10 protein-coding genes are annotated in these 12,727 nt (G+C 72.4%); 1 reads left to right on the plus strand and 9 read right to left on the minus strand.

Features of this window, described 5'->3' with window-relative positions:
* Positions 1-44: 44 nt before the first annotated feature.
* From ispG to N4G63_RS09845, 8 genes are all read right to left on the minus strand, one after another.
* A complete protein-coding gene (gene ispG / locus N4G63_RS09810; RefSeq protein WP_260788178.1) occupies positions 45-1,340 on the minus strand; it encodes a flavodoxin-dependent (E)-4-hydroxy-3-methylbut-2-enyl-diphosphate synthase in 1,296 nt (431 codons plus the stop codon).
* 58 nt (positions 1,341-1,398) lie between these two features.
* A complete protein-coding gene (locus N4G63_RS09815; RefSeq protein WP_260788179.1) occupies positions 1,399-2,388 on the minus strand; it encodes a helix-turn-helix domain-containing protein in 990 nt (329 codons plus the stop codon).
* Entirely contained in the window at positions 2,381-3,184 is an 804-nt protein-coding gene (gene pilW, locus N4G63_RS09820; RefSeq protein WP_260788182.1) for a type IV pilus biogenesis/stability protein PilW, read from the minus strand. The genes N4G63_RS09815 and pilW overlap by 8 nt, the downstream gene beginning before the upstream one ends.
* Positions 3,181-4,356, minus strand: a complete 1,176-nt coding sequence (gene rlmN, locus N4G63_RS09825) for a dual-specificity RNA methyltransferase RlmN (protein WP_260788184.1) — start codon at positions 4,354-4,356, stop codon at positions 3,181-3,183. Before rlmN ends, pilW begins: the two co-directional genes overlap by 4 nt.
* A gap of 139 nt (positions 4,357-4,495) precedes the next feature.
* Positions 4,496-4,924 carry a nucleoside-diphosphate kinase gene (gene ndk, locus N4G63_RS09830; protein ID WP_260788185.1) on the minus strand — a complete coding sequence of 143 codons (429 nt, stop codon included), beginning with the start codon at positions 4,922-4,924 and terminating at the stop codon, positions 4,496-4,498.
* Positions 4,925-4,993: 69 nt separating this feature from the next.
* On the minus strand, positions 4,994-7,423 hold the full coding sequence (locus N4G63_RS09835; protein ID WP_443112023.1) for a pseudouridine synthase: 2,430 nt from the start codon (positions 7,421-7,423) through the stop codon (positions 4,994-4,996).
* Entirely contained in the window at positions 7,420-8,217 is a 798-nt protein-coding gene (gene scpB, locus N4G63_RS09840; protein WP_260788186.1) for an SMC-Scp complex subunit ScpB, read from the minus strand. Before scpB ends, N4G63_RS09835 begins: the two co-directional genes overlap by 4 nt.
* 330 nt (positions 8,218-8,547) lie before the next feature.
* The gene (locus N4G63_RS09845) at positions 8,548-9,558 is read right to left on the minus strand and encodes an RluA family pseudouridine synthase (protein ID WP_260788187.1); all 1,011 of its coding nucleotides are present in this window, start codon (positions 9,556-9,558) and stop codon (positions 8,548-8,550) included.
* A gap of 103 nt (positions 9,559-9,661) precedes the next feature.
* Here N4G63_RS09845 and N4G63_RS09850 point away from each other — a divergent pair, with 103 nt between their 5' ends.
* Positions 9,662-10,483 carry an outer membrane protein assembly factor BamD gene (locus tag N4G63_RS09850; protein WP_314599733.1) on the plus strand — a complete coding sequence of 274 codons (822 nt, stop codon included), beginning with the start codon at positions 9,662-9,664 and terminating at the stop codon, positions 10,481-10,483.
* 137 nt (positions 10,484-10,620) lie between these two features.
* On the opposite strand, the gene yoaA is transcribed toward N4G63_RS09850, so the two are convergent.
* Positions 10,621-12,600: a DNA repair helicase YoaA gene (gene yoaA / locus N4G63_RS09855; RefSeq protein ID WP_260788698.1), complete on the minus strand. Its 1,980-nt coding sequence runs from the start codon at positions 12,598-12,600 to the stop codon at positions 10,621-10,623.
* Positions 12,601-12,727: the final 127 nt, after the last annotated feature.

Raw genomic sequence — 12,727 nt, forward strand, 5'->3', positions numbered from 1 at the left:
CTGCCGGGCACGCCACGCCGGGCGCCGGCGCGGCTCGCGGCGCGTCAATGGGCGTCGGTGGCAGCGCCCTGGCGCGAGCCGAAGCGGCGCTCGATGTACTGCTCGACGATGCGGTGGAACTCCTGCGCGATGCCCTCGCCGCGCAGGGTCAGGGCCTTGGCGCCGTCGATGAACACCGGGGCCGCCGGCGCCTCGCCGGTGCCGGGCAGGCTGATGCCGATGTCGGCATGCTTGCTCTCGCCGGGGCCGTTGACGATGCAGCCCATCACCGCGACCTTGAGGTTCTCGACGCCGGGGTACTGCGCCTTCCACACCGGCATCTGCGCACGCAGGAAGTCGTCGATCTGCTTGGCCAGCTCCTGGAAGGTGGTGCTGGTGGTGCGGCCACAGCCCGGGCAGGCGGTGACGCTGGGCACGAAGCGGCGCAGGCCCACGGCCTGCAGGATCTCGAGCGCCACCAGCACCTCCTGCGTGCGGCTTTCGCCGGGCTGCGGGGTGAGGCTGACGCGGATGGTGTCGCCGATGCCCTGCTGCAGCAGCAGGCCCAGCGCCACGCTGGAGGCCACCGTGCCCTTGGTGCCCATGCCGGCCTCGGTGAGACCCAGGTGCAGCGGGTAATCGCAGCGTTGCGCCAGGGCCTGGTAGACGCTGACCAGGTCCTGCACGCCGCTGACCTTGCAGCTGATGATGGCCTGCTCGGGCCGCAGGCCCAGCTCCACCGCCCAGTCGGCCGACTGCAGCGCCGACTGGATCAGCGCCTGGTACATCACCTGCTGCGAATCCCAGGGCTCGGCGCGCCGGGCATTGGCGTCGTACATGGCGGCCAGCAGTTCCTGGTCGAGGCTGCCCCAGTTGACGCCGATGCGCACCGCCTTGTCGTACTTGACGGCGGCCTCGATCATGGCGGCGAACTGGCGGTCGCGCTTGTCGCCCTTGCCCACGTTGCCCGGGTTGATGCGGTACTTGCTGAGCGCCTGGGCACAGGCCGGGTACTCGGTCAGCAGGGTGTGGCCGTTGTAGTGGAAGTCGCCCACCAGCGGCACGTCGATGCCCATGCGGTCGAGCTGCTCGCGGATGTGCGGCACGGCCTGCGCCGCCTCGGGCGTGTTGACCGTGATGCGCACCAGCTCGCTGCCGGCCTGGGCCAGCTCCTTGACCTGGATGGCGGTCTCGATCACGTCCACCGTGTCGGTGTTGGTCATCGACTGCACCCGCACCGGCGCGTCGCCACCGATGGTGACCACGCGGCTGCCCCACACCACGCGGGCCTGGCGGCTGCGGCGCGGCGCCGGGCTGGCCGGGACCACCAGGGGCAGGTTGAAGACGTCTTCGAGGCTCATGGCGAAATCGGGTTGGCGACGCGAAGGGGCGCCCGCGGGCGCGCGGATGACAGGCGGCTCAGGGCAGCGACAGCGAGGCCACGTTGTCGCGGCGGAACTTCGACAAATCCACCGGCCGGCCCTGGAACACCAGCTCGGTGCCGGCCACGTTGCCGATTCTGAGCTTCAGCGGTGCCGGGCCGTCGAAGGCCATGCTCTCACCCGCGCTGAAGGTGCGGGCAACCAGCACGCGGCCCTGGGCGTCCTGCACCTGCACCCAGGTGTTCTGCACGGCGCGCATCTGCAGCACGCCCGAGGCTGCCGCGGCCCCTGGCAGCGCAGCCACCGCGGTGGCCGGGCTCTCGGCCGCGGGCACGGCCGCCGACACAGCCGCCGACGCCGCGGGCACCGGCTCGGCCAGCGGCGCGGCCAGCGGCGCGGCGGCCTGCACCGGCTCGGCCGGCACGGCAGCGGTCTGTGCCGCAGCAGGCGGCACTGCACCAGGCGGTACCGCACCAGGCAGCACGGCCGGCGCCGGCGAGGCGGCATCGCCGCCCGGCAGCGTGGCGCCCAGCGGTTCGGCCAGCTGGCGTGGCACCAGCACGAACGCGGCCGCTGCCAACAGCAGCAAGGCCGCCAGCCAGGGCACGGGCCGGCGCCACGGCGCCCATTCGGACCAGGCCGACCAGGTCGACCAGGCGCCCCAGGCCAGACCATGGCCGCGCTCGGGCATCGGCGTGTTCAGGCCTTCGTCCACGCGCTCCAGGCGGCTGGCCACTGCGCCGGGCATGCGCGCCAGCACCGGCGCTGCATCGGCCTTGAGTGCGCGGCACACGGTCTGGGCCAGCGCGCGGGCAAAGGTCAGGTCGGGCAGCTCGCCCAGGCGACCGGCCTCCAGCGCATCCAGCTTGGCCGGCGTGACCTTGATGGCCGTGGCCAGCGCGGCGATGTGCATGCCCTGCGCCTCGCGCAACTGGCGCAGCATGGCGCCGGCCGCCGCGGCATCGGCAGTCACGGCCTGAGCGGCATGGGCAGGCGACAAGCCCGGCGAGACAGAAGCTTCAGTCATCGAACTGCCCGCGCTCGTACAGCGCGGCTTCGGGCGATTGCGGATGGCGCGAGCGCAGCTGGTCGCCCAGGCGTCGCGCCGGCTGGATGCGGCCGGCCTTGTGCTCGATGCGTGCGGCCAGCCACAGGGTCTGGGCATTCACCAGCGCCGGGTTGTCGTTCAGACGCCCGACGTAAAAGCGCGCGCGCTCGAGCTCGCCACGCCGGTACAGCACCTCGGCCAGGTTGATGCCCACGGCCGGGTTGGCGGGGTCGAGCTCGTAGGCGCGCATCAGCGCGCCCTCGGCCTCGGTCCAGCGCGAATCGCGGCCAAAGCAGATGCCGCGCGCCAGCTGGGTGCGCGCCACATCGCGGTACTGCGGCTGGGCCAGGGCCTCGGCAAAACGCGCCTGAGCCTCGGCCTGGCGGTTCTGCTGGCAATAGAACCAGCCCTGGTTGTGCAGCAGGCCGCCGTCGCGCGGGTTGATCGCCAATGCGCGGCGATAGCTGTCTTCGGCCAACCGGCTCTCGCCCATGGCGCCGTAGATCAGCGCACGCAGGCCGTAGGCATCGGCCGACTGCGGGTTGATGGCAAGCGCCTGCTTGACCTCGTCCAGCGCGGTGTCGAGCTGGCCGCGACCGAAGTAGGCGCTGGCCAGTTCGAGCCGCACCTGCGCGCGGCGGTCGACATCGGTCTGGTCGGAGGCGGTGGCGATGGCGCGCGGCTCATCGGCCGGCAGGCGCTCCGGGCCGGCGGCACAGGCCGCCAGCAGCAGGCCAGCGGCCAGGACGACCCCCGCAGCGGCGGCGCGCATCATGGCGCGGCGGGCCCGGCCGCGGGCGGCGGCTTGGCCGCACCGGGCACCAGGCGCACCACCTGCACCTCCGGGCGGGTCAGGCGCTCGGCGGCGCGGGTGCGGTCCTGCACCTCGCCGGCCAACTGCCCGCAGGCGGCGGCAATGTCGTCGCCGCGGGTCTTGCGGATGGTGGTCACGATGCCGGCGTCCTGCAGTACCTGGGCAAAGGCCAGCACCCGCTCGCGCGGCGAGCGGTGCAGGCCCGAGGCCGGGAAGGGGTTGAACGGAATCAGGTTGAGCTTGCACGGCACGCGCGGCGCACCGGCACGGCCCTGCACCAGCGCGATCAGCTGCCGCGCCTGCTCGGGGGAATCGTTCACGCCGTCGAGCATGCAGTACTCGAAGGTGATGAAGTCGCGCGGCGCCGCCGCCAGATAGCCCTGGCAGGCCGCAAACAGCTCGGCCAGCGGGTACTTGCGGTTCAGCGGCACCAGCTGGTCGCGCAGCGCGTCGTCGGGCGCGTGCAGCGAGACGGCCAGCGCCACCGGGCAATCGGCCTTCAGGCGCTCGATCATGGGCACCACGCCCGAGGTCGACACGGTGACGCGCCGCCGCGACAGGCCGTAGCCATGGTCGTCGAGCATCACCTTCAGCGCGGGCACCAGCGCAGCGTAGTTCTGCAGCGGCTCGCCCATGCCCATCATCACCACGTTGGTGATGGCGCGTTCGCCAGCGGGCAGCTTGAGGCGCTGGCGCAGATGGTGCTCGGCAAACCACAGCTGGGCCAGGATCTCGCCCGTGCCAAGGTTGCGGCTGAAGCCCTGGTGGCCGGTGGAGCAGAAGCGGCAGCCCACGGCGCAACCGGCCTGCGAGCTGATGCACAGCGTGCCACGGTCGTCCTCGGGGATGAACACCGCCTCGACGGCATCGCCCGCGCCCACGTCGAACAGCCACTTGATCGTGCCGTCGGCCGAGGCCTGCTCGCTGGCCACCGGCAGCGGCCGCATGACGGCCGTGCCCTGCAGCTTGGTGCGCAGCGACTTGGCCAGATCACTCATCTGGTCGAAATCGCGCGCGCCCTTCTGGTGGATCCAGCGAAACAGCTGCACGGCGCGGAAGCGCTTCTCGCCCAGCGTCCCGCACCACGCCGTCAGCGCGTCGAGATCGAAGTCGAGCAGGTTGACCAGGCTCACGGTACAGAGCAGCGAGAAAGGCTACCCGATCCGCCAAGCACCGCAGCCCACCCAGCGGCCGCCGCGGAACCGGCTCCGCCGGGCCGCTGGCGGCGCCCCCTGGGGGGAGGCGCCGAAGGCGCTTCGGGGGGAGCCAAGCTCAGCGGCCAGCGTAGACGTTCATGCCGGGGAAGAAGAACGCCACTTCGACAGCGGCGGTTTCCGGGGCGTCCGAGCCGTGCACGGCATTGGCGTCGATCGAGTCGGCGAAGTCGGCACGGATGGTGCCCTTCTCGGCCTTCTTGGGGTCGGTGGCGCCCATCAGCTCACGGTTCTTGGCGATGGCGCCTTCACCTTCCAGCGCCTGGATCATCACCGGGCCCGAGACCATGAAGTCGACCAGGTCCTTGAAGAACGGACGGGCCTTGTGCACGGCGTAGAACTGTTCGGCTTCGCCACGCGACAGGTGCACCATCTTGGCGGCGATGACCTTCAGGCCGGCGCCTTCAAAGCGGGCGTAGATCTGGCCGATCACGTTCTTCGCGACGGCGTCAGGCTTGATGATCGAGAGGGTGCGTTCGATGGCCATGAAATGCTCCTGAATCAAGGACTTGAGGGTTAACCGCGCATTCTAGCGCGACGGGGTGAAAGCACCGGGTCAGCGGCGGCCGCGCTTGCGACCACCACCACCACCACCACCACCACCACCACCACCACCTCCACCTCCACCGCCGCCGCCGCGGTTGTCGTTCTGGAACTTGCGCACGAAGGCATCGGCGCCGATGTAGCCCACCGAGGTCTTCATCGGGTCGGGCTGGCCGCCGCCAGCACCACCACCACCGCCACCACCGCCGCCGCCCTTGCCCTTGCGGGCAAACGGGTTCTGCTTCTGCACGAAGCGCTTGTCGTAGGTCTGCTCCAGCGGGTTCGGGATCGGGCCGTCCTCGGCGTACTCGCGCTTGGGCTGGCGCGCCTCGCGGATGGCACGCTTGTCGAAGGTCTGGATCAGCGGGTTCGGGATGCGCGCAAACTCGTCCGACTCGCGGTCACGCGGCGGACGCTCGGCGCGATCACCCCGGTCGGCACGTTCTGCACGGTCGGGGCGCTCACGGCGCTCCTGCGGCCCGGCCGGCTGGCCCTGGCCCTGCTGGCCCTGCCCGCGCTGGCCGCCCTGCTTGGGGCCACGCTCCTGCGGCCGGTCGTTGCGCTCGCCGCGGTCCTGGCCGCGCTGCTTGCCACGCGGGCCGTCACCACGGCGGCCATCGCGTTCGCCGTCGCGCGGTGCTTCGCGGCCATCGCGGCCGTCACGCCCATCGCGACCGTCACGCCCATCGCGGCCCTCACGCCCATCGCGCCCGTCACGGCCACCGCGCACCGGCTCGCGGCCTCCCGCGGCACGGCGCAGCTCGGCCACCTCGGCCACGTTGAGCGCCACATGCACGCCACGCTTCAGGCCGCGCGGCAGCACCACGCAGCCGTAGCGGATGCGGATCAGCCGGCTGACCGCCAGGCCCACCTTGTCGAAGAGCTTGCGCACCTCGCGGTTGCGGCCTTCGTTGATGACCACGCGGTACCAGTGGTTCACGCCTTCGCCGCCGCCGTCTTCGATCGACGTGAACTGCGCCCGCTGGCCATCGATCTCGACGCCATCGATCAGCTTCTGGCGCTGCTCCTGGTCCAGCGAGCCCAGCACGCGCACCGCGTACTCGCGCTCGACGCCGAAGCGCGGGTGCATCAGCTGGTTGGCCAGTTCGCCCGAGTTGGTGAACAGCAGCAGGCCTTCGGTGTTGATGTCGAGCCGGCCGACCGACTGCCACTTGCCCTGAGGCAGACGCGGCAGGCGGCGGAACACCGTGGGGCGGTGCTGCGGATCGTCGTGCGTGACCACTTCGCCCACCGGCTTGTGATAGGCCAGCACACGCGCCGGCAGGGGCGCGATGCGGACCTTGATCTGCCGGCCGGCCACGCTGATGCGGTCACCGAACGAGATGCGCTGGCCGGTGTGAGCCACCTGGCCATTGACCTGCACCTTGCCTTCGGCGATGAGCTGCTCCATGTCGCGGCGCGAGCCGATGCCGGCCTGGGCCAGCACCTTGTGCAGCTTGGGCGCATCGGGGTCGGCGGCCAGCACACGCTTGTCGGCGTCGGGCGGCGGCGGGGCTTCGCCGGCCGCGGCGTCGTAGGCACCCGACAGCACATCGGCGAAAGCCTCGCCCACGTCCAGACCCACCGGGCGCGGGCCGCCGTTGTCGTCGCCCACCACGGCCGCCTCGGGCGGCACCACCATGGGTTCGTCGTCGTCATCGTCGCCATCGTCGCTGGCGCCGGGTTGCACGGTGACCACGGTGTATTCATCGGCCGCGCCGGCGCTGGCGGCATCACCGCCCTCGTCGCCACGCCCTTCGCCACGCCGGCCACGGCGGCGGTTGCGATTGCGGTTGCGGCGGCTTTCGCCATCGGCGCCAGCGTCTGCGCCGCCGGGTTCGCCACCTGCTTCGCCACCTGCCGCCCCATCCGCCGCTGCGGCGGCCTCGGTGGCCTCGGCGGGCGCGCTGGCGGCATCGGCGGCCGCGCCAGCCTGGGCACGCCCGGCCGCGGCCGGCGCAGGCGCAGGCACCGCGGCCGGCGCTTGCGGCAGCTCAGCGGCCGCCACCGGTGCGGCGGCAGCCAGCGGCGCCTCGGCTGCCGGCTCGGCAGCAGCCGCTGTACGGCGCCGTGTGCGGGCCGGCTTGGCCGCGGGTGCGTCGGCCACGGCATCGGCGCCCGGCTCAGGCGACGGGGCAGCGGCCGGCTCGGCGGCGGCCGGCGCCGCGGGTGCCGCAGCGGCTTCAGCCGGCTCGGCTGCCGGCGCGGCGGCCTTGCGCCGGGTGCGCTTGGCGGCAGGTGCGGGCGCCACGTCGGCTTCGGCCACCGGCTCGGCCACCACCGCCGCCGCGGGGCTGGTCGGCTCGGCAGACGCGTCGGCGGCGGGCTCGGTGGCCTTCACGGCGCGCTTGCGGCGCGGCTTGGGCGCGGCGGCCTCGGCTTCGGCTGCGCCAGGCGCACCCGACAGGTCGGAGGGCTTGGAATCGTTGTCTTGCGGGTTCATGCGTGCGCAGCGGGGGGGATGTCGGTGGAGGCGTCGCCGTCGGCCGGTGCCGGGGCGGGATCGGCAGCCGCAGGAGCGGTTGCCTCGGGGTCAAGCAGGGAGGCGGCAGGTGCCGCCAGGTCAGCGGGCACGGCCGGTGCCAGAACCTCGGCGAGGTCGGTCACCACGGCCACGGCCTCGGCGGGCAGGGCCGCGTCCAGCGGCAGATCGGCCTGGCCGGGATCGTCTTCCGGCGCCGGTGGCGGCAGCTCGGCACGGCCGGGGTCGAACACCTCGGCCGTGGGCGGGCCTTCGAGCGTTGGCAGCTGGTCGAGGCTGGCCAGGCCGAGGTCGTCAAGAAACTGCCGCGTGGTGGCATACAGCGCCGGGCGGCCCGGCGCCTCGCGGTAGCCGATGCTCTCGATCCAGCCGCGGTCCTCGAGCGACTTGACGATCTGGCTGGAGACCGTGACACCGCGGATGTCTTCGATGTCGCCGCGGGTCACCGGCTGGCGGTAGGCAATGATGGCCAGCGTCTCCATCGTGGCGCGCGAGTAGCGCGGCGGCTTCTCGGGGTGCAGGCGGTCCAGGTAGTCGCGCAGCTCGGGCCGGCTTTGAAACCGCCAGCCACTGGACAGGGCCACCAGCTCGACGCCGCGGCCTTCCCAGTCACGCACCAGCTCGTCGAGCAGGCTGCGCAAGGTGTCGGCACCCACCTGCTCGTCGAACAGCAGGCGCATGTCGCGCAGGGGCAGCGGCTGCTGCGCGCAGATCAAAGCGGTCTCGAGGACGCGCTTGGCCTCAAGTGTGTTCATGAACCCTTGTTCACGTGGGCCACCGGGTGAGCGGCGGCAATGTCGAATCGCATCGTGGCGAAAGTCCGGGGGAGCCGGATCGGTGGCAGCGCCGGCGGTTGCCAGTGGCGCGCTTCATCGTTTGTCGACCGGGAGGCGGCCCGTTGCCGCAGAACCCGACGGGGCCCGTCGCACGTTGTTCGGCGTTCGGGCGGCTCGTCCGGCGGCCGTGGGGGCTGGGCCGGAGGGGCATCACCAGTGAGGGGGCTCTGTCGGGATCGTGGATCCCTCGCCCTCGGCGCACCGGCTTGCGGCCGCAGTATAGCGCCACGCCGGCGCGGCGCCCGGTCGTCAATCCTGCGCCACGGCTGGCGCACCGGGCTGCACCTGGGCCCAGGCGGCCGCCAGGTCGGGCGGCAGCGCGGCGGCAAAGGCCATCGGGCGCTCGTCGGCCGGGTGGGCAAAGGCCAGCTCGGCGGCATGCAGGGCCTGGCGCTGCAGGCCCAGCACCGGGCGCCCGCCATACAGCGCATCGGCCAGCAGCGGGTGGCCGCGCGACGACAGGTGCACACGGATCTGGTGCGTGCGGCCGGTGTGCAGCTTGCAGCGCACGGCCGTGACGGCGCGGCCGTCGATCTCGACCACGGCCAGCCGCTCGACATCGGTGCGCGCCGCCTTGCCCGAGGCCACCACCGCCATGCGCAGGCGCGAGGCCGGATCGCGGCCGACCGGCGCGTCGATGCGGCTGCGCGCCCAGGGCACGGCCCCGTGCGCCAGCGCCAGGTACACGCGGTGCACGTCGCGCGCGGCAATGCGCCGCACCAGTGCGGTCATGGCCGGCAGCGTCTTGGCCACCACCATCAGGCCGCTGGTGTCCTTGTCGAGCCGGTGCACGATGCCGGCGCGCGGCAGCACCGCGGCGCCGGCATGGTGGGCCAGCAGGCCGTTGAGCAGCGTGCCCGACCAGTGGCCGGCGGCCGGGTGCACCACCAGGCCGGCCGGCTTGTTGATGACCAGCATGTGGGCGTCTTCGTAGACGATGCTCAGCGCCATCGGCTCTGGCCGGAAAGCCTGGCTCTCGGCGGTGGGCACCAGCTCGACGCGCAGGTGCTGGCCGGCGCGCAGCTTGCGCGAGGCGGTGGCCTGCACCTGGCCGTCCAGCTGCACATGGCCACGGTCGATCAGGCCCTGCAGGTGGCTGCGCGAGAACTCGGGCGCCAGCGCAACCAGGGCCTTGTCCAGGCGCAGGCCGTGCTGGTCGCGGGCCACGGCGGCCTCGCGCCATTCGACCTGGGCTTCATCGGGCGAGTCGGCGGCTTCGGCCGCGTCGGCGGCGTCGATGGCATCGGCAGGGTCGGCCATTAGAATCGCGCCGGTTTCTCGAGTTGCATGGAAGGAAGCCCGCCGCGTTGCGGGGGCTGAAAGCGAAGAAATGAGCCTGTTGCGCGTGTTCGGCCTGTTCGAGATGAAGCGACCTGCAGCGCAGGCCCTGGGCCGCAGTGCCGGCACCGTGCTGCTGGTGTCGATGCTGGCGCTGGCCGGCGCATTGTCGGGATGCAGCAGCAGCCCCAAGGACGATCGCGGTTCGGCCGAGAAATTGTATGCAGATGCCAAGGACGACTTGCGCGCCGGCAGCTATGACGCGGCGATCAAGGGCTTCGAGAAGGTCGAGGGCCGTGCCGCCGGCACGCTGCTGGCCCAGCAGGCACTGCTGGACATGGCCTATGCCCAGTGGAAAAGCGGCGAGCGCGTGCAGGCCATTGCCACGCTTGACCGCTTCATCAAGCTGCACCCGTCAAGCCCGGCCTTCGACTACGCGCCTTACCTCAAGGGCCTGGTCAACTTCAACGACAACACCGGCTTCCTGAGCAACATCTCGCGGCAGAACGTGTCCGAGCGCGACCAGCAGGCCTCGCGCGATGCGTTCCAGTCGTTCCAGCAGCTGGTCGAGCAGTTTCCGGAATCAAAGTACGCGCCCGACGCGCGCCAGCGCATGGACTACATCGCCAATGCGCTGGCCGAGTACGAGGTGCATGTGGCGCGCTACTACTACCGCCGCTCGGCCTATCTGGCGGCGGCCAACCGCGCCCAACTGGCGGTGCGCGAGTACCAGGGCGCGCCGGCGCTGGAAGAGGCGCTGTACATCATGGTGGTGAGCTACGACCGCCTGGGCCTGACCGCGCTGCGCGACGACGCCGAGCGCGTGATGAAGAAGAACTTTCCCGACAGCCGCCACTACAAGGACGGCATCCGCCTGCCCGAGCAGGCGTGGTGGCAGTTCTGGTGACATGGAGCACCCGGCACCGCGGGTACGCGGTGCCACCCGCCGCGCGGGTTGGCGGGCCGCGCTTGGGAGCGGCCCGGCACTCGGCCCGCGGGCGCTCCCGGCACCTCAGCTAGGCTGAGGCTGCCTCGGCAGCCACCTCATGCCACGGCGTTCAGCGCTGCCAGCTCGTCCAGCCAGGCCAGCGCGTCGTCCTCGGTATCCAGCGTGCCCATGGGTGGCAGCGCGGCGCGCAAAGTGCGGCCGTAGGGCATGCGGCGCAGGCGGGGGTCGGTGATGACCAGCAGGCCGCGGTCGGTCTCGCTGCGGATCAGCCGGCCGGCGCCCTGCTTCAGCGAGATGGCGGCCTCGGGCACATGAAAGTCGTCGAAGGGGTCGCGGCCCTCGGCCTGCAGCGCCTTGGCGCGGGCCTGCACCAGCGGGTCATGCGGCGGTGGGAACGGCAGCTTGTCGATGATCACGCACTGCAGTGCGGCGCCCGGCACGTCGATGCCCTCCCAGAAGCTGGCCGAGCCGACCAGCACGCTGCCGGGCGTGTCGAGAAAGCGGCGCAGCAGCGAGCGCTTGGGATGGCTGCCCTGCACCAGCACGCTGAGCGGTGTGCCGGCAGCGCGCGCCGTGGCCTCCAGCGCCTCGGCGATCAGCGGCAATACGCGCAGCGTGGTGGTCAGCACGAAGGTGCGGCCGCCCAGACGGCCGGCCAGGCGCGCCGCCAGCGCCCCCACCGCCGCCGGGTGATCGGGCTGGTTGGGCAGCGGAAACTGCCGCGGCACCCAGGTGCGGGCATGGGCGGCGTAGTCGAAGGGGCTGTCGACCTTGAGCTTGCGTGCGTCTTCCACCGCCGCCGATTCGCTGAACCAGCGCAGTTCGTCGTCGCTGCCCAGCGTGGCCGAGGTGAAGATCCAGGCCCGCGGCGCGGCGCTGCGCTGCTCGGTGAACAGGTCGCGGATGTGCAGCGGTGATTGCACCAGGCGCGCGTCGCGCGGCGACAGGTCGATCCAGCGCACCCGGTCCAGCGGCGCCGGGCGCTCGAAGTCGTGCGCCAGCTGGGCCAGGCGGCGGGCGCGCTCGATCAGCCGCGTGAAGTCGGGCGAGGTGGCCTCCACCGCCAGCGCGGCCTCGCAGGCCGCATCGGCCGCGGCGGCCACGCCAGCCAGGGCCTGGCCAAATCCTTCGGCATGGGCGCTGGCGGTGGCGCGCTCGTCCCAGCGCAGCTTGAGCACGCCCTTGGGCTCGCGCAGCGGGCCGGCGCAGGCCAGGCGCAAGTCACGCGCGGCGCGCTCCAGCCCGCCGGCCAGCAGCTGCCAATCCTGCTGGCCACGGGCATGGGTGAGGCCGGCGGCCAGCAGGTCGCGCGCAAAGTCGATGGCCTGGTAGGCCGACAAGGTGGTGCCCAGGAACTGCAGGCCGGTCTCCACCAGCTGGTGGGCCTCGTCGAACACGGCGGCGTCCACCGTGGGCAGCAGTTCGGCCACGCCGCTGTCGCGCAGCGACAGGTCGGCAAAAAACAGGTGGTGATTGACCACCACCAGATCGGCGGCCATGGCCTCGCGGCGGGCGCGCACCACATGGCACTGGGCGAACTGCGGGCAGTCGCTGCCCAGGCAGTTGTCGCGCGTGGAGCTGACCAGCGGGATCACCGGCGAACGGTCGTCCAGGCCCTCGATCTCGGCCAGGTCGCCGGTGCGGGTGCTGGGCGCCCAGGTTTCCACCCGCGCCAGCGCACGCACGGCAAAACGATCGGGCAGCGTGGCGGTCTCGCGGGCCTGCTGCAGCCGGTGGATGCACAGGTAGCTGCCGCGGCCCTTGAGCAGCGCAATGCGCACCGGCAGGGCCAGGGCGTCGCGCAGGCGCGGCAGGTCGCGCAGGTACAGCTGATCCTGCAGGCTCTTGGTGGCGGTGGAGACCAGGGCGCGCCGCCCCGACAGCAGCAGCGGCACCAGGTAGGCGAAGGTCTTGCCCACGCCGGTGCCGGCCTCGGCCACCAGGGTGTCGCGGCGCGCCACGGCCTCGGCCACCGCCTGCGCCAGCTGGCGCTGCGGTTCACGCTCCACGAAGCCGGCATCCACCTGGGCCAGCGCACCACCGGCCGACAAGGCCGCCAGCGTGGCCTCGACCAGGGCCTGCGGGTCGGTGCTGGCGGCATAGGCCGCCACCGGCGCGGCGGCGGTCAGCGCGGGGCCGCTGCCGGGGATATCGGGCCAGGGCGGGGGCTCGAGCGGGGGATCGAGCGGCGGCTCGAGCGGC

Source organism: Aquabacterium sp. OR-4 (assembly GCF_025290835.2).
Taxonomy (GTDB): Bacteria; Pseudomonadota; Gammaproteobacteria; order Burkholderiales; family Burkholderiaceae_C; genus Pseudaquabacterium.

Coding starts and splice junctions, on each gene's coding strand:
- ispG (WP_260788178.1), bottom strand. CDS start 1,340: ATGAGCCTCGAAGACGTCTTCAACCTGCCCCTGGTGGTCCCGGCCAGC.
- N4G63_RS09815 (WP_260788179.1), bottom strand. CDS start 2,388: ATGACTGAAGCTTCTGTCTCGCCGGGCTTGTCGCCTGCCCATGCCGCT.
- pilW (WP_260788182.1), bottom strand. CDS start 3,184: ATGATGCGCGCCGCCGCTGCGGGGGTCGTCCTGGCCGCTGGCCTGCTG.
- ndk (WP_260788185.1), bottom strand. CDS start 4,924: ATGGCCATCGAACGCACCCTCTCGATCATCAAGCCTGACGCCGTCGCG.
- N4G63_RS09835 (WP_443112023.1), bottom strand. CDS start 7,423: ATGAACCCGCAAGACAACGATTCCAAGCCCTCCGACCTGTCGGGTGCG.
- scpB (WP_260788186.1), bottom strand. CDS start 8,217: ATGAACACACTTGAGGCCAAGCGCGTCCTCGAGACCGCTTTGATCTGC.
- N4G63_RS09845 (WP_260788187.1), bottom strand. CDS start 9,558: ATGGCCGACCCTGCCGATGCCATCGACGCCGCCGACGCGGCCGAAGCC.
- N4G63_RS09850 (WP_314599733.1), top strand. CDS start 9,662: ATGAAGCGACCTGCAGCGCAGGCCCTGGGCCGCAGTGCCGGCACCGTG.